The sequence below is a fragment of the Phytobacter sp. V69 genome (assembly GCF_965644215.1).
Lineage (GTDB): Bacteria > Pseudomonadota > Gammaproteobacteria > Enterobacterales > Enterobacteriaceae > Phytobacter.
In genome coordinates, this window is the sequence record NZ_CBFFRL010000069.1 from 1 (window position 1) to 23,731 (window position 23,731).

16 protein-coding genes and 2 pseudogenes are annotated in these 23,731 nt (G+C 57.6%); 13 read left to right on the forward strand and 5 right to left on the reverse strand.

Annotated elements, in window-relative coordinates; genetic code table 11:
• Nucleotides 1-68 precede the first annotated feature (68 nt).
• Nucleotides 69-314 (forward strand): annotated as a pseudogene (locus ACSZPU_RS11880) (universal stress protein); the annotation flags it as partial.
• Between the two features lie 51 nt (nucleotides 315-365).
• Nucleotides 366-3,053, forward strand: coding sequence for a cation-transporting P-type ATPase (locus ACSZPU_RS11885; protein ID WP_498998870.1), 2,688 nt, complete (start codon nucleotides 366-368; stop codon nucleotides 3,051-3,053).
• A 131-nt stretch (nucleotides 3,054-3,184) separates the two neighbouring features.
• Here ACSZPU_RS11885 and ACSZPU_RS11890 read toward each other — a convergent pair whose 3' ends face one another.
• The 5 genes from ACSZPU_RS11890 to ACSZPU_RS11910 are packed head-to-tail and all read right to left on the reverse strand — an operon-like array spanning nucleotide 3,185 to nucleotide 8,474.
• Entirely contained in the window at nucleotides 3,185-4,699 is a 1,515-nt protein-coding gene (locus ACSZPU_RS11890; RefSeq protein WP_498998873.1) for an ABC transporter substrate-binding protein, read from the reverse strand.
• Complete coding sequence (locus tag ACSZPU_RS11895; RefSeq protein WP_498998876.1) at nucleotides 4,680-5,717, reverse strand: ABC transporter ATP-binding protein; 1,038 nt, start codon at nucleotides 5,715-5,717, stop codon at nucleotides 4,680-4,682. The genes ACSZPU_RS11890 and ACSZPU_RS11895 overlap by 20 nt, the downstream gene beginning before the upstream one ends.
• A complete protein-coding gene (locus ACSZPU_RS11900; protein ID WP_498998878.1) occupies nucleotides 5,714-6,697 on the reverse strand; it encodes an ABC transporter ATP-binding protein in 984 nt (327 codons plus the stop codon). Before ACSZPU_RS11900 ends, ACSZPU_RS11895 begins: the two co-directional genes overlap by 4 nt.
• Nucleotides 6,694-7,539 (reverse strand): ABC transporter permease, encoded by an 846-nt coding sequence (locus ACSZPU_RS11905; protein ID WP_498998880.1) that lies wholly within the window; start codon nucleotides 7,537-7,539, stop codon nucleotides 6,694-6,696. Before ACSZPU_RS11905 ends, ACSZPU_RS11900 begins: the two co-directional genes overlap by 4 nt.
• Nucleotides 7,536-8,474: an ABC transporter permease gene (locus ACSZPU_RS11910; protein ID WP_498998882.1), complete on the reverse strand. Its 939-nt coding sequence runs from the start codon at nucleotides 8,472-8,474 to the stop codon at nucleotides 7,536-7,538. Before ACSZPU_RS11910 ends, ACSZPU_RS11905 begins: the two co-directional genes overlap by 4 nt.
• 268 nt (nucleotides 8,475-8,742) lie before the next feature.
• Here ACSZPU_RS11910 and ACSZPU_RS11915 point away from each other — a divergent pair, with 268 nt between their 5' ends.
• The 11 genes and pseudogenes from ACSZPU_RS11915 to ACSZPU_RS11965 form a co-directional block, all read left to right on the forward strand.
• Complete coding sequence (locus ACSZPU_RS11915) at nucleotides 8,743-9,495, forward strand: LuxR family transcriptional regulator (RefSeq protein ID WP_498998883.1); 753 nt, start codon at nucleotides 8,743-8,745, stop codon at nucleotides 9,493-9,495.
• Between the two features lie 84 nt (nucleotides 9,496-9,579).
• Nucleotides 9,580-10,473, forward strand: coding sequence for a proline iminopeptidase-family hydrolase (locus tag ACSZPU_RS11920; protein WP_498998886.1), 894 nt, complete (start codon nucleotides 9,580-9,582; stop codon nucleotides 10,471-10,473).
• A gap of 582 nt (nucleotides 10,474-11,055) precedes the next feature.
• Nucleotides 11,056-12,714, forward strand: a complete 1,659-nt coding sequence (locus ACSZPU_RS11925; RefSeq protein ID WP_498998888.1) for an ABC transporter substrate-binding protein — start codon at nucleotides 11,056-11,058, stop codon at nucleotides 12,712-12,714.
• Nucleotides 12,715-12,730: 16 nt separating this feature from the next.
• Entirely contained in the window at nucleotides 12,731-13,684 is a 954-nt protein-coding gene (locus ACSZPU_RS11930; RefSeq protein WP_498998890.1) for an ABC transporter permease, read from the forward strand.
• A gap of 2 nt (nucleotides 13,685-13,686) precedes the next feature.
• Nucleotides 13,687-14,580, forward strand: coding sequence for an ABC transporter permease (locus ACSZPU_RS11935; protein ID WP_498998892.1), 894 nt, complete (start codon nucleotides 13,687-13,689; stop codon nucleotides 14,578-14,580).
• A 4-nt stretch (nucleotides 14,581-14,584) separates the two neighbouring features.
• Nucleotides 14,585-15,628: an ABC transporter ATP-binding protein gene (locus ACSZPU_RS11940; protein ID WP_498998894.1), complete on the forward strand. Its 1,044-nt coding sequence runs from the start codon at nucleotides 14,585-14,587 to the stop codon at nucleotides 15,626-15,628.
• Nucleotides 15,618-16,628, forward strand: coding sequence for an ABC transporter ATP-binding protein (locus ACSZPU_RS11945; protein ID WP_498998896.1), 1,011 nt, complete (start codon nucleotides 15,618-15,620; stop codon nucleotides 16,626-16,628). The genes ACSZPU_RS11940 and ACSZPU_RS11945 overlap by 11 nt, the downstream gene beginning before the upstream one ends.
• A gap of 15 nt (nucleotides 16,629-16,643) precedes the next feature.
• The gene (locus ACSZPU_RS11950; RefSeq protein ID WP_498998898.1) at nucleotides 16,644-17,816 is read left to right on the forward strand and encodes an amidase; all 1,173 of its coding nucleotides are present in this window, start codon (nucleotides 16,644-16,646) and stop codon (nucleotides 17,814-17,816) included.
• Nucleotide 17,817: 1 nt separating this feature from the next.
• Nucleotides 17,818-19,086 carry a Zn-dependent hydrolase gene (locus ACSZPU_RS11955; RefSeq protein ID WP_498998900.1) on the forward strand — a complete coding sequence of 423 codons (1,269 nt, stop codon included), beginning with the start codon at nucleotides 17,818-17,820 and terminating at the stop codon, nucleotides 19,084-19,086.
• A gap of 220 nt (nucleotides 19,087-19,306) precedes the next feature.
• The gene (locus ACSZPU_RS11960) at nucleotides 19,307-19,744 is read left to right on the forward strand and encodes a DcrB-related protein (RefSeq protein ID WP_498998902.1); all 438 of its coding nucleotides are present in this window, start codon (nucleotides 19,307-19,309) and stop codon (nucleotides 19,742-19,744) included.
• Between the two features lie 17 nt (nucleotides 19,745-19,761).
• Nucleotides 19,762-23,580 (forward strand): annotated as a pseudogene (locus ACSZPU_RS11965) (RHS repeat-associated core domain-containing protein); the annotation flags it as partial.
• Nucleotides 23,581-23,731 lie beyond the last annotated feature (151 nt).

Below are 23,731 nucleotides of genomic sequence, written 5' to 3' on the forward strand. Positions count from 1 at the left end.
ACGGCCTCATTTCTCGCTGCCGTCCAGATCAGATGCATCGCTCTCTGGGCTAAAATCTTGTGACGACACTATCTAATACAGCTAAGGAAAATCTGAGTGCACTGGTAAAGAAAACGGGTCTGCCGGAAGACGCCATTCAACTGTATATACGAAGCGGCAATATTCGTGATGAAGTCACTAAACTGGCAGACGAACTAAAGGTTGATGTGGTGATTATTGGCTCACGCAATCCCAATATTCGCACGCATTTACTGGGTTCGGAGGCCGCCAATATTGTGCGCTACGCGCATGTCCCCGTTTTTGTTATTCGTTAAAGGCGACGCTATGTCGCCTTTATTTTCACTACAGGAATTGAGGAGGGATCTATGAGTACAGACAAATCGGATGGCCCGTTCTATCAGCTTTCGGTAGATGAAACCCTGGCCCGCACCTCCAGCTCCACGCAGGGGATTAGCAGTGCGGAGGCGACATCACGCCTACAGCAATACGGTGAAAATGCTTTACCGCAGAAACCCGGCAAACCTGCCTGGCTACGTTTCCTGGCCCATTTTAATGACGTACTGATTTATGTCCTGCTGGCAGCGGCGGTGCTGACCGCCGTGATGGGGCACTGGGTCGATACGCTAGTGATCCTCGGCGTGGCGGTAGTCAATGCGCTGATTGGTCACATTCAGGAAAGTAATGCCGAAAAGTCACTGCAAAGTATCCGCAATATGCTCTCCAGCGAAGCGGTGGTGGTGCGCCAGGGCAGCCATGAAACCATCCCGACCACCGCGCTGGTGCCGGGCGATATCGTGGTGATCCGCGCAGGCGACCGTATTCCCGCCGATTTACGCGTGCTTGAAGCGCACAACCTGCGCGTGGAAGAGGCGATCCTGACCGGTGAATCGACGGTGGTGGAGAAAACCACCGAGGCGCTTAGCGGCGAATTACCCTTAGGCGATCGTAGCAATCTTCTGTTCTCCGGTACCACGGTCAGTTCCGGCGGCGGTATGGGCATTGTGGTTGCCACCGGTGGTGATACGGAGCTTGGCCATATCAACCAGATGATGGCGGACATCGAGAAACACCGCACACCGCGGCTGGTACAAATGGATAAACTCGGCAAGGCGATTTTCATCATCATCCTGGCGATGATGGCCGCGCTGTTTGTCTTTAGCCTGCTGTTCCGCGATATGCCGGTTTCAGAACTGATGCTGTCGCTGATAAGTCTGGCGGTGGCCTCGGTGCCGGAAGGGTTACCCGCCATTATCTCGATCATTCTTTCGCTGGGCGTGCAGACCATGGCGCGCCAGCAGGCGATTATTCGTAAATTGCCGACAGTAGAAACGCTGGGGGCCATGACGGTTATCTGCTCGGATAAAACCGGGACGCTGACCATGAACGAGATGACGGTCAAAGCCGTCATCACCGCCGATACGATCTACCGTGTGGAAGGCGACAGCTACGAACCGGTTGGTAATATTCACCCGATCGACGATCCTTCCCCGGTCACGGTGACAGCCGGTTCAGTACTGGAACGCTATCTGCGTACCATTGATTTATGTAACGACAGCCAGCTAATCAAAGACGAAAACGGCTTATGGAAAATCACCGGCGGCCCGACAGAAGGGGCGCTGAAAGTGCTGGCGGCGAAAGTGACGCTGCCGCAGATCGCCAGCGAAATGCGCAGTAAGATCCCCTTCGATTCCCAGTATAAATACATGTCGACGCTCTATCGCCTGGGCGATGAGGAAACCATCCTCATCACCGGTGCGCCGGACGTCCTGTTCCGCCTGTGTCAGCATCAGCAAACCGCAGCGGGCCTGCAGTCGTTTGACCAGCCCTGGTGGGAAGCGAAAATTGAGGAGTATGCGCGGGAAGGTCTGCGCATGGTGGCAGCGGCGTGGAAGCCTGCCGCGCCCGGGCAAAGCGAACTCACCCATGACGATTTGCAAAGCGGCATTGTGCTGTTGGGCATTGCCGGGATGATGGACCCACCAAGACCGGAAGCGATTACCGCCATTGGCGACTGTTTGCAGGCGGGCATCCGCGTGAAAATGATCACCGGCGACCATCCGCAGACCGCCATGAGTATCGGCCAGATGCTGGGTATTGGTAATGCCAGCACCGCCATCACCGGGCGGGAACTGGAGGTGATGGACGATCGGCAACTGAGCGAAGCGGCACAGAAGTTTGATATTTTTGCCCGTACCAGCCCGGAAGATAAATTCCGTCTGGTGCAGGCGCTGCAAAGCCGAAAAGAAGTGGTGGGCATGACTGGCGATGGCGTCAACGATGCCCCGGCGCTCAAGCAGGCGGATGTCGGTATTGCCATGGGGATTAAAGGCACCGAAGTGACCAAAGAGGCAGCGGACATGGTGCTGACCGATGATAACTTTGCCACCATCGCCAGCGCGGTCAGGGAAGGACGCCGGGTTTACGACAACCTGAAAAAAACCATCCTGTTTATTATGCCTACCAACCTTGCGCAGGGTCTGTTGATTATTATCGCCCTGCTGGCAGGTAATTTAATCCCCCTGACGCCGGTGCTGATTTTGTGGATGAACATGGCGACATCCGCCACCCTGTCATTTGGTCTGGCGTTTGAAGCGGGCGAGCAGAACATCATGAAACGGCCCCCGCGCGATCCTAAATTGCATGTGATGGACGGGTTCGCTATCTGGCGCGTTATCTTTGTCGGCTCAATGATTGCGGTGAGCGCGTTTGTGCTGGAGGCCTGGCTACAGCCGCGGGGTTACTCGCCGGAGTTTATTCGTACCGTGCTGTTGCAGACGCTGGTTACCGCCCAGTGGTTCTATATGCTTAACTGCCGCGTATCGGACGGTTTCTCGCTCAGTAAAGGCCTGCTGGCGAACCGGGGGATTTGGATGGTCAGCGGCGTGCTGCTGGTGCTGCAGTTGCTAATTATCTACGCACCGTTTATGCAACTGCTGTTTGGAACTGAATCACTTCCCTTCCGCTACTGGATTATCACCTTTATTATCGGTTTTGTGATGTTCCTGATTGTGGAAGTGGAAAAACCGCTGACCCGCAAATGGCGTAAAGCCTGATTATCCTGGGACGTTGAGGGTGAAATAAAAAAGCGCCGTGGGGCCGATATCCGGTTCGGGCGCTTTTTTGCAGGGTGTCACTGCCTGTACTTCAACAAACGCACAGGCTGCTAATGTAACGATTATCAGGCTTATTTCTTCACCGTATCTTCAAGGAAGAAACGGCCCAGCGGGTTCTGGTAGAAGCCTTCGATATTTTTGCGGGTAACGTTGCGATAAGGGCTGTAATAGAGATCAACCCAGTTCACATCGGCCTTGGCCATTTTTTGCAGATCGATATACATCTGCTCACGTTTTTTCGGGTCCATTTCCACGCGAGCCGCCGCTACCAGCGCTTTCACCTTGTCATTCTTATAACGCGTCATATAGTTCATGTTCGAATCATGACCCAGCACGAAGGTAGTTTTCTGATCCGGGTCGAGAATATCGTTGGTCCAGTACATCACCGAAATATCGTATTCGCCCGCAACCAGCATGTCCCAACTCTGGCTGGGATCGACTTTTTGCAGGTTCACCTTCACGCCCGCTTTCGCCAGTTGCTGTTGCAGCAGAATGGCGATTTGCTCATCCACTTCATCGCCAGCGTTGACCACGTAATTCAACGTCAAATCGGACGCACCCGCAGCTTTCAGCATCTGTTTGGCTTTCTCAGGATCATAGGCACGGCGCAGGTTATCGCTGTAGTGATACACCGCACCCGCCGGGATATAGGAGTTCGCCACCTGTCCGTAACCAAAGGTCACGGTCTTCACAATCGCGTCTTTATCGATGGCGAAGTCCAGCGCCTGGCGCACTTCCACTTTACCGAGCGCACCGTGCGAATGGTTGATCAGCAGGTGATCTTCACGGGTTGACGGATCCAGTTCTACTTTCAGGTTGCTGTCTTTTTGCAGTGAGGCAATGCGCGAGAACGGCACCGTCAGCGCGGCATCCAGCTCGCCGGCCTGCACTTTCAGCATACGGGTGTTGTCATCAGGAATGGTCAGCCAGTCCACTTCGTCGAGGCTGACGTTCTTCGCCTGCCAGAAGTTCGGGTTCTTCACCAGCACGATTTTCTCGCCGCGCACCCACTCTTTCACGCTAAACGCGCCGGAACCCACCGGTTTTTCAGCAAAGGTCTCTGCCCCTTCTGATTTCAGCGCTTTTTCCGAAATCACCGAAGCGTTCGGCAAGGCCAGCTGTGACAGGAACGGCGCGGACGGCGATTTCAGGGTAACGACCAACGTGCGCGCATCCGGCGCTTCGGCTTTGTCGATAATGCTGTACGAATCGCGCCACAATGAACCTTCATCGTCACGAATGCGCAGCAGGCTGAACGCCGCATCGCTGGCGCTCACCGGTGTACCGTCAGAGAATTTGGTATCGCGAATTTTAAAGGTATACACCTTGCCGTCCGGCGAAATGGTCCAGCTTTCCGCCACGCCCGGCTCCAGTTTGGTACCGGTTTTATCCACCCGCACGAGTGGATCAAAGACATTGGAAAACACCCAGTTGTCAGCGTTTTGCGCCGATTTGATCGGGTCAAACGTGGTGCTGTCTTCGCGACGGCCAATGCTTAAGACACCTGCCGCCTGCGCCATTTCGCTGACCACACTGAGTGCCAGAAAAACGCTGGCCGCCAAAAATTTAACATGCCTGTGCTTCATCAAAAGATCTCCGGGTCAAAGGAAAAACAGTCTCATCGCCTGTGTGGGTCAACACACAGGAATATGCGTGATCGGCAATCTGCCGGGTTGGGGGTAATGCGCCAGTGCGACACTGCACCTGCGCATAGGGGCAGCGCGGATGGAAAGCGCAACCTGGTGGAATGGATAACGGGCTGGGCGGTTCGCCGCCAAGCGGCTCTGCGGGCAGCGGTTTATCGGGGTCGATTTCCGGTATGGCCGCCACCAGCGCGGCGGTATACGGATGGCGCGGTCGGGTGAACACCGCCTCGGACGGCCCTTCTTCAACAATGCGCCCGAGGTACATCACCGCCACGCGATCGCACAGCCGGCGCACAATCGCCAGATCGTGCGCGATAAACAAAATCGCCAGCCCCATCTTTTCGCGCAGGTCCATTAGCAGGTTAACCACCTGCCCCTGAATGGAAACGTCCAGCGCCGCCACGCACTCATCGGCGACAATCAGCCGGGGTTCGATCGCCAGCGCGCGCGCAATCCCGGCGCGCTGACACTGCCCGCCGCTAAGCTGTCCGGGGCGGGCAGTGGCCTGCTCCGGGCGCAGCCCGACCAGCGTCAGCAGTTCGGCGACCCGCGCATTTACCCCGCTGCGCGGCACTTTGTGATGCACGCGCAGCACTTCTGCGATGCTGTAACCAATGGTCTGGCGCGGATTAAGCGAAGCGTAAGGGTCCTGAAAAATCATCGCCGTTTGCAGGCGCAACCGCGCCACGTCGCTCTTAAGCCCATGGGTAATACGGTGTCCATCGAAACGCACCTCGCCCGCCGTCACCCGCTCAAGCTGCAATAGCGCCCGCCCCAGCGTACTTTTGCCGCTGCCGGATTCGCCCACCAGCCCGAGGGTTTCCCCGGCGTGGATTTTCAACGTGACGTCGTTAACCGCATGCACCTTCCGTTTGGGGCCTATCAGACCGCCGGAAACCGGAAAAGTCACGCTGACGTTGTCCGCTTCTAACAGTGGCCAGTTTGCTGATGTCGTCATGCGCCCTCCCGTAGGCTGAGTGGTTGTAGTGCGTGATGGCAGGCCGCCGCGTGTGCCAGGGTGTCGCGTCCCTGACGCAATGCAGGCTGCTGCTGGCACGCGGCGCTGGCATGTGAGCAACGGGGATGAAAGCGACAACCGACCGGGAAATTATCCGCCACCGGCGGCTGGCCGCTGATGGTGGTCAAACGCCCCTGCCCGCCTTCGCTGGTCGGCTGGCAATCGATTAACCCTCGAGTGTAAGGATGCAGTGGTTGTGCGAGCACATCACGCTTGCCGCCCACTTCGCACAGTCGTCCACCGTACATCACGGCGATGCGATCGCAGGTTTGTGCCACCACGCCAAGGTCGTGGGTGATCATGATGACGGCTAATCCCAGCTGCTGACGTAAATCGCTGAGCAGACGCAGAATCTGCATTTGCACGGTGACATCCAGTGCCGTGGTCGGTTCGTCGGCAATCAGCAGCGACGGCTCAGGCGCCAGTGCCACGGCGATCATCGCGCGCTGGCGCATGCCGCCGGAAAATTCATGCGGATAGTTGTGAATACGGTTTTGCGGATCGGGAATGCCGACCTGGCGCAGCAGCTCTTTCGCATCTTCCCGCGCCTGTGCACGGCTGGCACCGAAATGACGGCGGCGGCTTTCGGCAATTTGCTCACCGATGGTCATAACCGGGTTGAGATGGCTGGCCGGATTCTGGAAAATCATCCCCATTTCGCGCCCGCGCACCGACGACATTTGCGCTTCGCTGAGAGACAGTAAGTCGCGACCACCCAGCCGCACCTCCCCGCCGGTAATGGCAAGTCCCTGGCCGGGTAAAAGGCGCATCAATGCCCGACAGGTCACGGTTTTCCCGGAACCGCTCTCGCCGACCAGTCCGAGCATCTCCCCAGCATTCAAGGGAAACGAGACCTTATCCACCAGCGCGATATCCGGATCGCGAGTAATGGTCAGATCGGAGACAGTCAGCAGAGTCATACGCGCGCTCCCAGTTTATCGCCGAGGCCATCGGCCAGCAGGCTAAAGCCCATCGCCAGCAGCACAATCGCCAGCCCCGGAAAGGTGGTTATCCACCAGGCGGTGGTGATAAAACTCTGCCCTTCCGCCACCATCACGCCCCATTCTGCCGTCGGCGGCTGCACGCCCAGCCCGAGGTAGCTCACCGCCGCGCCGTTCAGCAGCACCAGCACGCAGTCGGACATGGAGAACACCAGTGCGCCGGTGATGGCGTTGGGTAACAGATGGCGGAAAAGAATGCGCGTGTGGCTGTAGCCGAGGCTGCGCGCGGCGATAATGAAATCTCGCTGTTTTAGCGTCAGTACCTGCGCCCGCACCAGCCGGGCATAAGAGACCCAGCCGACCATCGCCATCGCAATGAAGAAACTGCCCAGCCCCGGCCCGAGGATGGCGATGATCGCCAGCATCAGCACCAGAAAGGGAAACGCCAGCACGATGTCGATCACGCGCATAATGGCTGCATCCACCACGCCGCCGAGATAGCCGGACAGCGCACCGAGCGTGGTGCCGAGTGCAAACGGGAAGATAACCCCCAGAAAACAGATTTGCAGATCCACCCGAGCGCCCCACAGCACACGCGAAAAGATATCGCGACCAAAGTTATCGGTGCCGAACAGGTGGACGCCACCGGGGGCGAGCAGGCTTGATGTGGCATCCTGGGTAATGGGATCAAACGGGGCCAGCCACGGGGCAAACAGGGCGACAAACAGCCACAGTCCGACAATCGCTATCCCGGCGCGCAGCGCATGCTGGCAGGGGATCGCCCGGCGGCGTAACCCGGAAATCACGCTAAGTGCACTCATAATTTCACCCTCGGATCCAGCGCCACAGTCAGCACATCGGCCAGCAGGTTGACGACAACCGTCGCCAGCGCAAAGACCATCACCACGCCCTGCACCACCATGTAGTCGCGGCTAAAAATGGCTTTCACCAGCAGCTGGCCCAGCCCCGGAATGGCGAATACGCTCTCAATCACCACCGTGCTACCAATCAGCCAGCCAATGTTCACCGCCAGCAGGTTCAGCGTTGGCACCAGTGAGTTGGGCAAGACATGACGCCAGAAAATACGGTTTTCGCGCTGGCCTCGCGCTCTGGCGGCCACCACATAATCGCTGCTCATTTCCATCAGCAGGCTGGCCCGCAGGTTGCGAATCAACACCGCTGACAGCGCCAGCGCCACCGTCAGGCACGGCAGCACCATATGGTGAAGCTGGTCGGCAAAATCACTGCCGTAACCGGAGACCGGGAACCAACCGAGCACCACGCTGAAAATGATGATCATCATGATGCCGAGCCAGAACGCCGGAAAGCCTAACCCGGCGGTGGTGAACAGGCGGATCAGTTGATCCGCAGCTCGCCCGCGCTGCCGCGCCGCCACGGAGGCCAGCGGAACGGTGAGGACAACCGCCAGCAGCATACTACCCAGCACCAGCCACAACGTCGGTTCTAAGCGCGAATTAATCAACTTGAGGGTATCGACGCGGTAGACAATCGATTTGCCCAGCTCCCCCTGCAGTAAATTACGCAGGAAGTAGCCGTACTGCACCCATAACGGTTCATCGAGGCCAAACTGTGCACGGATACGCGCCAGCGCAGCCGGCGTGCTGCGTACACCCAGCAGAATGCGCGCCGGGTCGCCGGGGATCGCCCGCACCATCGCAAAGGTGATGATGCTGATCCCAAGAAGTACAGGCAGCAGTTGCAATGGTCGAAATAACAAAAAGCGGTAACGGTGCATGAGCGAACTCCCATGGTGCATACGGTGCTGGAGGGTTAAAAAATCGCTCCACCGTAGTGCAGTCCTGCGTCAACAATCTGCGCCCGCAAAGCCGTATCGGGCGTTTTCTTTACGCTAACGGCATCGTTCAGGACTGGGTAGTTAGCAAAAATACTAGTTTTACCCTTCCCACGGGACGGCACCGGAATTGCATGTTCTGGCGAAGCCACGGGGAAAGTGCACAAACCGTGCCCGTGGCGTGGCACCGTTTACCCGGAGGGAATTCATTATGCGTATTTCTATCGAAAGCCCTGGTGCTACCAACGCCAGCAGGCTTGAAGAGGCGTTTGCCGGGCTTTTTGCCCACACACAGGCGTTAGGCTTCGATGCGGTGATTTACGATTACACGCCGGTTCCGCGCTCGCTGGAGGGTGACCTGATCACGCCGTCGCTGCTGGAGATGCGCAATGTGCCGGACGATATGCGCCGGTTGTGGTGCGAGCGTGGCTACTACCAGGTTGATCCGGTACAGCACTTTGCGCTGGAGAGCTGCGCGCCCTTTGTCTGGTCTTATCAACGCCCGGATCGCAGTGCCTTGCAGGGACGGCTGGACGAGAACGCGCAGGAAGTGACGCACTACATGCGGGATAACAATATGCCCTGTGGTGCCACCGTACCGCTGCATTTGCCCCACGGTGGCTTTGTCACCCTGACCGGAATTGTGACCGACCAGCGCGAAGAGCGGGACATCAGCGAGACGCTGGCGCAGATGACCTTTCTGGCACACCGTTTTCAGGAGTCGGCGTTTCCGCTGTTTGACGCCTCGCTGCTCACCTGCCGCCATGTCAAACTGAGCAACCGCGAGCGCGAATGTCTGGCGTGGTCCGCAGAAGGGCTGACGGCGAAAGAGATTGCCCGCAAGCTGCACCGCTCGGTCGCCACCGTCACCCTGCATCTGAACACGGCGGCGAAAAAGCTCGGTGCGACCAACCGGGTACAGGCGGTGGTACGCGCGCTGCACTACCGTTTGCTCGACAGTTAAGAACTAGCATTTTTGCTAGTGTTCAGCGCAAGCCGTGACGTTCTAACCTGAAAACCGGTTCACTTCACAGGGTAAACGTCACTCATGTACACCATTCGAGAAGGCTATGTCCCTTTCCGGGGATATCAGACCTGGTTTCGCATCTGCGGCGATCTGCACAACGATCAGACACCGTTGGTGGTCGAGCACGGTGGCCCCGGCTGCACACACGATTATGTGGATGCGTTTAAAGATATCGCCGAAACCGGGCGCGCCGTGATCCACTACGATCAGTTGGGCAACGGACGCTCCACCCATCTGCCGGAAAAAAGCCCCGATTTCTGGCAACCCTCACTGTTTCTGGACGAACTGAATCACCTGCTCCAGGCACTGGGGATTGCCGACAATTACGCGCTGCTGGGACAATCCTGGGGCGGGATGCTGGCGGCAGAGCATGCGGTCACCCAGCCGCAGGGGCTGAAAGCGATGATTATCGCCAACTCGCCGGCCTCGATGGCGCTGTGGCTGGAGGGCGCGGCGAAATTGCGCGCACAACTTCCCCCGGACGTGCAGGCAACCTTGCTGGCCCACGAAGCGGCTGGCACGGTGGACAGTGCCGAGTATAAAGCGGCAAGCCAGGTCTTTTATCAACGTCATGTCTGCCGTCTCGATCCCTGGCCGCCGGAAGTCCAACGCACCTTTGACGCGATGGACATTGACGCAACGGTGTATCACGCGATGAACGGGCCGACGGAATTTCACGTTATTGGCAGCATGAAAGAGTGGACCATTATTGACCGCCTGCCCCAGGTCCGCGTGCCGACCTTACTGATTTCCGGACGCTATGACGAAGCCACGCCGGAAGTGGTGCAACCGTTTATGGACAATATTACCGGCGCACAATGGGTGATTTTCGAATCCTCAAGCCATATGCCCCATGTCGAAGAGCGGGCGCTATGTATGCAGACCGTCGGTGATTTTTTGGCGAAAACCTGTTGATGTAAGCCCTGACACCAAGCAGATTAATCTCTCTCATAATATGCGCACGAACAGTTCCCTCTCCCTTGAGAGAGAGGGAGAAAGTCAAGCCCGCTCGGGTAATAACTTCGGTGTCGCCTGCCCCACCCTCTCCCCGGCCCTCAGGCACCCTCACCCTCTCCCAGAGGGTGAGGGTGAGGGGAAAATGCGGCTCTGATGGTCATTCCGTTCACCTTCTATTCCTTGCTTCTCTGTCGCTCCAGAACCTGTGAACGTGCAAAAGGTCGCTCACTACCACTGCCCCGGCTAACTAATAACTCCCACATTATTATGAAAATATTTAATAAAAGATAGAGTGACGAAATAATATCTCCCGGAAATCAAAATCTGGACGATTTAATGGTGCATTTTTGCAACATAATTCCCGATATGAGTGCGAAATAAAGATGAAATATAAAAAAGGGTTATTTTAAAAACGTCGTAACCCCATGAGTAATAATAGCCGCTGATATTTCCCCGGCCTGAATGACAGAAATTCTTATTTGACCAACTGGTATGTATCTTGCCTGTTAAATTTCTCATTTATTTAACAGGGACAACGTGATGCTTAATCAACCTTTTTGGCGTAAACACCGTGTGGCAGTGGCAATTGGCACCCTGGCGCTGGCTGGCACATTACAGGTACAAGCCTCGACTTTACGTATTGCCATGACGGCAGCGGATATTCCGTTAACGTTGGGTCAGCCGGACCAGGGCTATGAGGGTAACCGTTTTACCGGTATTCCTTTATACGACGCCCTGGTGGAGTGGGACTTGTCGCAAGGCGAGAAACCGAGCGGCCTGGTGCCGGGGCTGGCGACCGAGTGGCACGTTGACCCACAGAATCAAACCCGCTGGATCTTCACGCTGCGCCCGGGAGTCAAATTCCACGATGGCACAGAAGTGAATGCCGACGCCATTGTCTGGAACGTGGGCAAAGTGCTGGATAAAGCCTCCCCACAGTATGCGCCAGGGCAAATCGGCAACACCTTATCCCGTATGCCGACGCTGACCGGTGCAGAAAAAACTGATGACCACACCGTAGTGTTGACCACGTCCGAACCGGATGCGCTACTGCCATACAACATCACCAACCTGTTTATTGTCTCGCCGACGGCCTGGCAAAAAATCTTCGATGCCGTACCGACCTCGACGGGCGACACGGCTGCGCGCAGCAAGCAGGCCTGGACCACATTTGCCTCGCAGGCAGTGGGCAGTGGCCCCTTCAAACTGGAAAAACTGGTGCCGCGCCAGCAGTTGATCCTCGCGAAAAACCCTGACTACTGGAATAAAGACCGCATTCCACGCGTCGACAAAGTAGTGCTTCTGCCCTTGCCGGAAGCTAACGCCCGCACCGCAGCGTTACTGTCAAAACAGGTCGACTGGATAGAAGCACCCGCACCGGATGCTGTTGATCAGATTAAAGCCCAGGGTTTTAAAATTTACGCCAACACCCAGCCTCACGTCTGGCCGTGGCAGTTCTCGTTTCTTGAAGGTTCTCCGTGGCGCGACATTCGTGTGCGCAAAGCGGCCAACCTGTGCCTGAACCGCAGCGAGCTGAAAAGCTACCTTGGCGGTTACATGTCGGAAGCCACCGGCGTGTATGAAGAGGGCAACCCGTGGCGCGGCAAGCCGACTTTCCAAATCAAATACGATCCGGACACCGCACGAAAACTGATGAGCGAAGCCGGTTACAGCGAGAGCAAGCCGCTGCACGTAACCGTTGCGACGTCAGCGTCCGGTTCAGGTCAAATGCAACCGCTGCCCATGAACGAATACATCCAGCAGAGCTTAAAAAGCTGCTTCTTTAACGTCGACATCAAAGTGAATGAGTGGAACACGCTGTTTACCAACTGGCGTCTGGGGGCGAAAGATCCTTCGGCGCAGGGCGTGAATGCCATCAACGTGAGCGCGGCAGTGACCGATCCTTATTTCGGCATGATTCGCTTTGCCACCGAAAAAGCCTTCCCACCGACCGCCACCAACTGGGGCTACTTCACCACGCCGGAAACCGAAAAACTGGCCACAGCCGTCAAACACGCCTTCACACCGGCAGAGATGGATAAGGCTGCGGGTGAACTGCACGCCGCGCTGGTGGATCAGGCGCCGTTCCTGTTCGTCGCTCACGATGTTGGCCCACGCGCCATCTCTCCGGCGGTCACGGGTGTCGTGCAGCCGCAGAGCTGGTTTATCGACTTAAGTCTGGTGAGTAAGAAAGAGTAATCAAAGAGGAGAGGCCATGATCAGCACACTCTTTTACCGCATTTTGCTGGCGATCCCGACCATGTTAGGGGTCGCGGTGATCTGCTTCCTGCTGGTGCAAATTGCGCCGGGCGACCCGCTGGTGTCGGTGATGCCGCCGGATGCCTCCGAAGCCATGCGCCAGACGCTTATGCAGGCCTACGGCTTTGATAAACCCCTGCCAGTACAGTTTATGCACTGGCTGTGGCGGGCGTTGCACGGTGATTTGGGCATGTCAGTGGCAACAGGGCGACCGGTGATTGGCGAAGTGATGAACGCCGTCACTTACTCGCTGCGTCTGGCGCTGCTGGCGACGGTGATAGGCTTTGTCCTTGGCAGCCTGTTTGGTTTTGTCGCCGGGTATTTTCGCAACAGCGTGATTGACCGTCTGGCCTCGCTGCTGTCGGTGTTTGGTGTAAGCGTGCCGCACTACTGGCTCGGTATGCTGCTGGTCATTGTCTTCTGCGTGAAGTTTGCGCTGTTGCCCGCAACCGGCGGTGGGCCGATTGGCGAAACCGGCTGGCAGTGGGACTGGGCGCACCTGCAATTCATGCTGCTGCCAGCCATCACACTGTCGGTTATCCCCACTGGCATTATCGCTCGTACCGTGCGTTCGCAGGTGGCCGACATTCTGAGCCAGGAGTTTATTGTCGGCCTGCGCGCCCGGGGACTGAATGAGTCGCGCATCTTCTGGCATGTGGTGAAAAACGCCGCCCCGACCGCGCTTGCGGTCATGGGATTGCAGGTCGGCTACCTGATGGGTGGATCTATTCTGGTGGAGACGGTCTTCTCGTGGCCGGGAACCGGGCTGCTGCTCAATACCGCAATTTTTCAGCGCGATCTGCCGTTGTTGCAGGGCACGATTTGGGTGCTTGCGCTGTTTTTTGTGCTGCTCAATCTGCTGGTGGATGTGCTGCAAACCTCTCTCGATCCGCGCATTAAGAGGAACTAACGATGGTGGATAGCGTAACGCCAAAAATCACCGTTGCAGCACCAGCAGCGGTGACTTCACAGGGCTACTGGCGCGGCGTAGGTGCACGATTGATGCGTGACCCCGGCAGCGTGGTAGTAGGTGCAATTATTTTACTGCTGCTGATACTGGCGCTGTTTGGCCCGTGGTTGATTGTCAAAGACCCTTACCAGACCTCCATGTTTATGCGCCTGAAACCGATTGGAACCGAGGGCTTCCCGCTGGGTTCCGATGAGCTGGGGCGCGACATGCTCTCCCGCTTGATTCTGGGAACGCGGCTGTCGCTGTTTATGGGCATCGTGCCGGTGGTGTTTGCGTTTTTTATTGGCGGTGCAATTGGCATTATCGCGGGCTACATGGGAGGCAAAACCAACACCCTGATTATGCGCACCATCGATATTTTCTATGCCTTTCCTTCGGTACTGCTGGCGATTGCGCTCTCCGGTGCGATGGGCGCGGGCATTGGTAATGCGCTGCTCTCACTGACGCTGGTTTTTGTCCCGCAGGTGGCACGCATTGCCGAAAGCGTCACCGCGCAGGTGCGTCATATGGATTATATCGATGCCGCCCGCGCCACCGGGGCCAGCGCCTTCACCATTATCCGTGTACAGGTGCTGGGCAATGTGCTGGGGCCGATTTTCGTCTTTTCTACCGGGCTGATTTCGGTGTGCATGATCCTCGCCTCTGGCCTGTCGTTTCTGGGGCTGGGGGTACGCCCGCCCGAACCGGAATGGGGGCTGATGCTCAATACCTTACGTACCGCAATCTATACCCAGCCGTGGGTGGCGGCGCTGCCGGGAATGATGATTTTTATCACCTCAATCTCATTCAACGTTCTGGCAGATCGTCTGCGCGCCGCCATGGCGATAAAGGAGTAACAGCATGCAACCTTTTATCAATGTCGATATTGGCGGCCCGGCGCAACCTCTGCTGCGGGTGAACAATCTGGTGAAGCATTTTCACCTTGGTGCGCGTAAAGGCCGCGAAGTAGTACAGGCGGTGGATAACGTCAGCTTCGAAGTGCACAAAGGGGAAACGCTCGGCGTGGTAGGTGAGTCCGGCTGCGGCAAATCCACTACCGCGCGTTTGCTGATGCAGCTACTGGCGCAGGACAGCGGTGAACTGGTGTTTGACGGCGAAGCCGTTGGCTCATCGCGCCTGCCGATGAAAGCCTATCGTCGCCAGGTCCAGATGGTATTTCAGGATAGCTACGCGTCGTTAAACCCCCGTTTGACGATGGAAGAGAGCATTGCGTTTGGCCAGCAGGTGCACGGCATCAGCCGCAAAGAGGCCAATGAGTATGCCCGTTATCTGCTGGCGCACGTCGGACTGGAGCCAGCGCGTTTTGCTCATCGCTACCCGCATGCGTTATCCGGCGGTCAGCGCCAGCGCGTTAACATCGCCCGCGCGCTGGCGATGAAGCCCCGCATGGTTATCCTCGACGAAGCCGTTTCCGCGCTCGATAAATCGGTCGAAGCCCAGGTGCTCCAGTTGTTGCAAGAGCTGAAACGCACACTGGATCTCACCTACGTGTTTATCAGCCACGATCTGCATGTGGTGCGCTGGCTCTCAGATCGCATTCTGGTGATGTACCTCGGCGAAGTGGTGGAAATTGGCCCTTCTGAGGCGCTGTTTACCGATTCTGCTCACCCCTACACCCGCGCGTTGCTCAGTTCCATGCCGTCGATGGACCCGGCAAACCGCACGCTGGTTTCGCCGCTGTCTGGCGATCCACCCAGCCCCATCTCGCCGCCTGCAGGCTGCCGTTTTCATACCCGCTGCCCGCATGCCCGCTCGGTGTGTTCACAGGTAAAACCCACACTGCAATATGTTGGCGAAGGGCATCAAAGCGCTTGTCTGATGGCACAGCCTGACTCGGTATACCACCAGGCCATTGCGGTACAGGAGGTGAGCCATGTCGCATGAAGCGTATGTCCATATCCGCGATTTACAGGTGGAGTTTCGCCGCGACGGTCAAACCATCAATGCGGTCAACGGCGTCTCTTTCGATGTGCGCAAAGGGGAAGTAATGGCGCTGATTGGCGAATCCGGTTCCGGTAAAAGCGTCACGTTACGTGCGCTGATGCGCCTGCATCCGCCGAAAAGTAGCGTCCTGAGCGGTACCATTAATGTGGGTGGGGAAGCCGTACTGGGCATGAATTCCCAGCAGTTGCGGCACTATCGCGGGAAAACCTGCGCGATGATTTTTCAGGAGCCGTTGCTGGCCTTTGACCCGGTGTACACCGTCGGGCAACAGATTATTGAGGGGCTGCGTCGTCATGAAGGGCTGTCGCGAAGTGATGCCAAAGCGCGCGCGCTGGAAGCACTGCGCCAGGTACGCATTCCCAGCCCTGAACGGCGACTGGAGGCCTACCCGCATGAGATGTCTGGCGGCATGCGTCAACGGGCGATGATAGCACTGGCCCTCTCCTGCAACCCGCAATTGTTGCTGGCAGACGAACCCACCACCGCACTTGACGCCACGGTCCAGATTCAGATTTTGATCCTGCTACGCGAGCAGCAAAAATTGCGTGACCTGTCGATCATCTTCGTGACACACGATATTGGTGCCGCGGTAGAAATCGCCGACCGGGTGGCGGTGATGTACGCCGGGCGCATCGTTGAAGAAGCCCCTATCGCAGAGATTCTCTCCCGACCCCGTCACCCGTATACCCGCGTGTTGCTCGGTAGCCGCCCGAAAGAGGGGCTGAAAAAAGGCGATGCGCTGTACTGCATTCCGGGCTCTCCACCGGATCTCGCCAGCCTGCCGCCGGGCTGCGCCTTTGCCGCACGCTGCCCACATGCCCAACCCGCCTGCACTCAGCAGCAACCCACCACCGAACAGGTCGCCGAACGCCATGTGGTCAGTTGCCACCGCTGGCGCGAGCTGGCCGCCGATATCACACCACAACAGGCGTATGCCTGAATCTGAGGAGGTAGAATGCAGGATACTGCCCGTGCTTTTATGCCTTATCCCTTTGTGCCCGTTCCGCATGCGCAAAGCGGCCCGCTCTCCGGGCTGACCTTTGCCGCAAAAGATCTGTTTGATGTCGCAGGTTACCCGACAGGCGGCGGCAACCCACATGTGCTGGCGGCCTCTGGCATCAAAACCACCACTGCGCCAGCGGTGCAAAAGCTGCTCGATGACGGCGCGCGTTTTGTGGGTAAAACCCACACCAGTGAGCTGGCCTACTCGATGAGTGGGCATAACATCCATTACGGCACGCCGCGTAACGGCGCTGCACCGCTGCGTATTCCCGGTGGATCCTCTTCCGGCTCGGCCTCTGCTGTCTCTAACGGTCTTTGCGATATTGCGCTGGGTACCGACACCGGGGGGTCTGTCCGCACACCTGCCAGCTACTGTGGTCTGTTTGGCCTGCGCCCGACGCATGGCCGTATCACGCTGGCGGGCTGCCAGCCGTTGTGCGCCACCATGGACACCTGCGGCTTCTTCGCCCGCACGCCGCAGGCCTTCAGTGCGGCAGCAGCCTGCTTGCTGGGTGAAGACATCAGCGCACCGCACACGGTCGAACTGGCCTGCCACGAAGCCTTGTTTGCCGGGCTACCGGCACACAGCCAGCAGGCGCTGTTTACAGTGCGGGAACAACTTGCCCAACGCTTCGGCACAGTGGCACTACTGGATGGCTCCTTGCCGGAGCGTGAAGCTGTCTATCTCGCTTTTCGCCAGATTCAGGGTTATGAAGCCTGGCAGTCTCAGGGGGGCAATATTGAGCGTCTGGGTATGCAACTGGGGCCGGATGTTGCCGAGCGCTTTGCCTGGGGCAAGGACGTGACCGGTGCACAATTCGACGCGGCATGCCAGCTACGCAACACCTTCACCGCCTGGTGGCAGTCACACCTGGGCAACCGCATTTTAATCATGCCCACCGTTCCGGACATTGCTCCGCTGCTGAGTGCCACGCCGCAGGAGATTGAGGCCACGCGCCGGGTTTCCCACGATCTGTTACTGATTTCCGTGCTGACCCGTCGCCCGCAGGTGAACATTCCGGTCACTACCCTTGACGGCGCACCGCTGGGGATTTCACTCCTCGGCCCGTGCGGTAGCGATGCATTACTGGTCTCGATGGCCACCACCTTTATGCAGGGAGAATGAAATGACGAGCGATGTACTGAATCCGTCGACCACGACACGCCTCGACTGCCGGATCAACGGCGAACGCCTGTGGGATTCGCTGATGGAGCTGGCGAAAATTGGCGCCACACAGAAAGGCGGATGCTGTCGTCTGACGCTGACCGATCTCGACCGCCAGGGGCGTGACCTGGTGATTGGCTGGGGCAAAGCGGCCGGGCTGAGTATCACCGTCGATAAAATCGGTAACGTCTTTATGCGCCGGGAAGGACGCAACCCAAATCTGCCCCCGGTGGTGGCGGGCAGCCATATCGATACCCAGCCGACAGGCGGCAAGTTTGACGGCAACGTTGGCGTGCTGGCGGCGCTGGAAGTGGTGCGTACGCTGAATGATTTGCAGCTTGAAACCGACGCCCCGGTGGAAGTGGTGTTCTGGACCAATGAAGAGGGGTCACGCTTTGTGCCCGTGATGATGGGCTCAGGCGTCTTTGCCGGTGTGTTCCCACTGGAAAAAATCTACGCCGCCACCGATGCCGACGGTAAAACCGTATTGCAAGAGCTGGAGAAGATTGGCTACGTTGGGCAACAAACGCCGGGCGATCACCCGATAGGCGCTTACTTTGAAGCGCACATCGAACAGGGACCGATTCTCGAAGAAGAGGAGAAAATCATTGGCGTGGTGCAAGGCGTACTGGGGATCCGTTGGTATGACTGCATCGTTACCGGCATGGAGTCGCATGCTGGCCCCACGCCGATGCATCTGCGTCAGGATGCGTTGCAGGTGGCGACCCGCATCATGCAGGAAGTGGTGGCGATTGCCGGGCGCAGTGAACAAGGGCGAGGCACGGTCGGGATGGTGAAAGTTCATCCCAACAGCCGCAATGTGGTGCCGGGTGAAGTGACGTTCTCCATCGATATGCGCAACATCAGCGATGCCGCCGTCGATGAGATGGATGCCCGGTTACAGGACTTTGTGATGGCGGTGGCGCAGGAAAGCGGACTTGGCATTAAGCTCGAGCAGGTCAGTCACTATCCCGCCGCCCCCTTTGATGCCCGCTGCCAGCAGTCGATAGGCCGTGCAGCAGAGCAGCTCGGTTATCCGTCTCGACCGATTGTCTCCGGTGCCGGGCACGATGCTGTCTATATGAGTTATCTGGCCCCGACCGGGATGATCTTTATTCCCTGTAAAGACGGTATCAGCCATAACGAAATTGAGTATGCCTCACCCGAACATGTCGCCGCCGGGGCGAACGTGTTGCTCCAGGTGATCATGGAATACGCTGGCGCGCGCTAATTTCACGTTCAACGTATCCAGTGGCATCAGATTTCATCCGTTTCTGATGTCACTTTTTTTGTTCCGCGAGAAAGTTCCTCTCTGCCGGGCAGGAATGCGAATCATGACCTTCATTTCAACGTCGAATCCCTGCAGAACAGGTAATCGCTATAGGTTTTTTTAGTAACCTTTTGTTATGTGAAGCTATACTCATCTGAAACTTGCGCCAGGGATTCGCTCAATGTCAGGACAAAATCCTATCTGCCTGTTCAATGAAGGACAGGTATCACTTCCTGAGGGCTGTCAGGATCGTACCGTCAATGTGTTTACCTCCCCCGGAGGCCATGCCCCTTCCTTCAACATTTCCCGCGATACGCTGAACGCCGACGAAAACCTTGCGGCCTACATCGACCGCCAGCTTGCCCTCATGCAACAACATCTTAAAGGCTGGAAGCAGAGCGATCGCAGCGCCGCCGTGCTGGGAGATAACCTTTTTCAGGGCGAGATCATTCATGCCAGCTATCAACGCGACGCGAAGCGCATCTGGCAGCAGCAGGCGGTATTTACGCCGCAAGCGCAGCAGATTCTGGTCTTTACCATGACCTCAACAGCGACGCTGACAGACGCCGATAATGCCCGATTCAAAGCCCTGCTCAGGAGTTTTCGCCTCCACACCTGACGATAAGGATTATTGTTATGTTTGAAGCCGCACGCGTCGACGATGATATTGGTCACTCCGGTGCCCTGGCCGGGATGATTGCCGGTACCCTTGTAGGTGGACTCATTGCTGCTGTGGGAGGTATCGCAGCAGGCGCGTTGTTTATTGCCGGTCTGGGTGCTTCCTGCCTGGGCGTGGGCATTTTTGCTTGTTGGGCTGAGTGTCGCCGTCGGCTATGCCACGGGTGAACTGGCCACGGCCGCAAGGGACAGTATCGCGGATGCCGGGGCATCCAGTATGACGAAGAAAGGCGTCATAACTACCGGTTCGGGCAACGTTTTTATCAATAGCCGCCCAGCGGCGATGGCCACTAACAGCCAGGTGGACTGCAAGGACGACGGTTCGCAGCAGATGGCCGAAGGTCCTTCCCGCGTCTATATCAACGACCTTCCCGCTTCCCGACTGGACGACAGAACCACCTGTGACGCAAAAGTCATGACCGGTTCGGACAATGTGCGTATTGGCGGTGAACCAGAACAAACCCTGCCCATTAAACCCGAAGTCCCGGAATGGTTATACAAAGTGTCTGACCTGACGCTGCTGTTTGCCGGGCTTATCGGGGGCTGGGGCGGCGCGGCCGGTAAAGTTGGCGCGCTGGCTAAACTGCTGGGTAAAATTCCCGGTATCAACAAGATTGGCCGTATCGCCTGTCGCGCAGGCACGCTGATGACCGGTATTGCCGCAGCGGGGATTATCGCCCGCCCGGTGGATATCGTTAGCGGGCAGAAGTTTCTCAGCGGTGATGATGAGCTGGATTTCATCCTGCCTTCCCGCCTGCCTATACGCTGGCAGCGCTACTGGCGCAGCGGCAACCCCGGCGACAGCGTGCTCGGACGGGGCTGGAGCCTGTTCTGGGAAACCCGTCTCGAACCCTACAATGATGATCTGGTGTGGCGCGCGCCCTCTGGCGATTACGTCGCTTTCCCGAGAGTTCCTAAAGGGTTGCGGACGTACTGCGAAGCCGAAAAGCGCTGGCTCGAGCATCACGATGATGATAGCTGGTCAGTGTATGACATCAGCGGCGAGCGCTGGCACTATGCCCCTCTGTCAGGCAACGTCCCTTCCCTGCTGCAACGTATTTCAGAACCCTGCGGCAACGATATCTTCTTTGAATGGCATGACAACCACACTCTGCATGCCCTGACCGACAGTGCCGGGCAACGAGTAGTCTGCCGCTATACAGGAAATCGCCTGACCAGCGCATGGCTGGATGACGAGATTTGCCTCGTCAGTTACGCTTACGATGAGCAGCAGTTGATCGCGGTTTCAGGACGGGGCGGTAGCGTGTGCAGGCGTTTTAGCTGGCAGGATGGGCTGATGAGCGGCCACGAGGACGCCAACGGCTTACTGAGCGAATACCGCTGGCGGGAAATCGACGGTCTGCCCCGCGTGGTCGCATTCCGCCACAGCGGCGGTGAACAGTTTGCCTTTGAATACGATTTTGAAAATGGCACTCGCCGGGCCATTCGCGAAGACGGTGCGCAGGCCCACTGGCTGGTTGACGACGATGACAACGTCGCCCGTTTTACCGATTTCGATGGTCGCCAGACGACGTTTATTTATCGCGATGGCGAACTGTGCGATGTGATCCTCCCCGGCGGTGCTGTGCGCCAAAGTACATGGGACAAATATGGTCGCATGTTGCAGGAGACAGATCCGGCAGGTCGCCGCACGGAATATTACTGGTTCCGCCTGACGGACCGCATTGTCCGTACCGTCTACCCGGATGGCACATCAGCGCAGAGCATTTATGATCTCAGCGGCCGCTTGTTATCGGAAACGGACGCCTGCGGCAATACAACCCAATATCACTATCCTGATGATGAAGACACGCTGCCGGACGCCATTACCGATGCGCTCGGGGGCGTGGTTCGTCCGGAATGGAATCATCAGGGTCTGCTGACACAGCGCACCGACTGCTCCGGTAGCATCACCCGTTTCACCTATGACCGCGTCGGGCTGCTTATTGCCAGCGAAAATGCCGAAGGAAATATCACCCGCCGGGAATGGAACGCGGCCGGACAACTCAGCGCGATTATTTACCCGGATGGCAGTCGCGAATCGCTGCGCTGGAACGAACGCGGGCAACTGGTGGCATGGCAAGATGCGCTGGAAAGCGAGACCCGCTGGACCTGGGACGTGCTCGGGTTACCTGTTAGCCTGACTGACCGTATTGGGCGAACCCGCCGCTGGCATTACGACCCACGCGGCAACCTGTTGCGACTGGAGAACGGCAACGGCGCGGAATACCGGTTTACCTGAGATGAGGTGGGCCGTCCGCTTAGTGAAATGCGTCCCGATGACACCTCCCGCCATATGAGCTGGAACGAGCGGGGTTTTCTCAGCGTACTTGAGGAACGTGGCGCACCCGCTGGCGATGGCGGCATTGCCCGTCGCTGGCAGCAATTCAGCTATGACGACAGCGGTATGCTGAGCAGACGCAGCCACAGCCATGCACAGTACCAGTATTATCGCGATGCGAACGGACAGCTTGTCCGGATACAGCGGACACCGACCTCAGACGGCGTGGCACTGGGTATCGATAGCGATGACATCGTTTTTGCGCATGATGCCGCCGGGCGCGTGCTGAGCGAGTCCGGGGTTAACGGTTCGCTGGGCTATGAATGGGATGCACTGAGTAACCTGACAGCCCTCGCCTTACCCGGTGAACAGCAGCTATCCTGGCTGCACTATGGTTCCGGCCACGTCAGCGCCATCCGCTTCGGTCAACAGCTGGTCAGCGAATTTACCCGTGACCGCCTGCACCGTGAAACTCTCCGTACGCAGGGCGCGCGAGCAGTTCCGTCAGTATGACAGCCTCGGCAGACGCACCTTGCAGCGTAGCGAACCAGGTGGCGACGTTATGCTACCGGAACAGGCTATCCTTGAACGTCTTTATCGCTACACCGGGCGCGGTGAACTGGCCAGCGTCGGTGACACGCTACGCGGTGAAATCAGCTACGGCTACGACGCCGAAGGCCGCCTGCTGAAACACTACGAGGCCCGTCAGGGGCATAGCAGCACGCATTTCCAGTATGACGCCGCCGATAATCTTGCCGCAAACGACGACCAGCCGGTAACGGATAACCGCCTGCAGCACTGGCAGGCGCTGTTTATGCAATATGACGCCTGGGGCAACCTGACCCGTCGCCGCACCGGCCTGTATGAGCAGCATTATCGCTACGACGCCGAAAATCGGCTGATATCAGCGCAGGGAACCGGGCCGGAGGGACGCTTTGAAGCGCAATATCAGTACGATGCAATGGGCAGACGTACGCGCAAGACCGTCACTACTGCCCGTGCCCGCACTGAAACCCAATTCCTGTGGCAGGGTTACCGTCTTTTGCAGGAACAGCACGAAGGCGGACATTGCCACACATATATCTACGACCCGAATGAAGCCTGGAGCCCGCTGGCACGGGTTGACCATCTGCAACGCGATAATCGCGGCGAGATTTTCTGGTTTAACACCGACCTGAACGGCGCACCGCTGGATGTCACTGATGAGCAGGGACAGCTCCGATGGAGCGGTCATTACGGTAGTTTTGGTGAGTTTATCCGGCAGACGGAAGGCTTCCACAGATTCACGCAACACACTGCCCTGGCTCATCAGCCGCTGCGCTACGCCGGGCAATATGCTGACAGTGAAACGGGACTAAACTATAATCTGTTTCGGTATTACGATCCGCAGGTTGCGGCGCTTTACCGTACAGGATCCGATAGGATTGCTGGGAGGCTGGAATCTTTATCAGTATGCACCGAATCCGCTGGGTTGGATTGATCCGTGGGGGCTATCAAGATATCCCGGAGTGGATTTCTCAGGAAATGATGCACTTTATCCTCATGGTGAAAATATTGTAAAAATACAAATGTGAACCGCCCCGGTTTTCCTGGAGAGTATTTTAGTTGGGAACTCAGGCTGCCAGATCCTTATTCCCGATGGAAGCA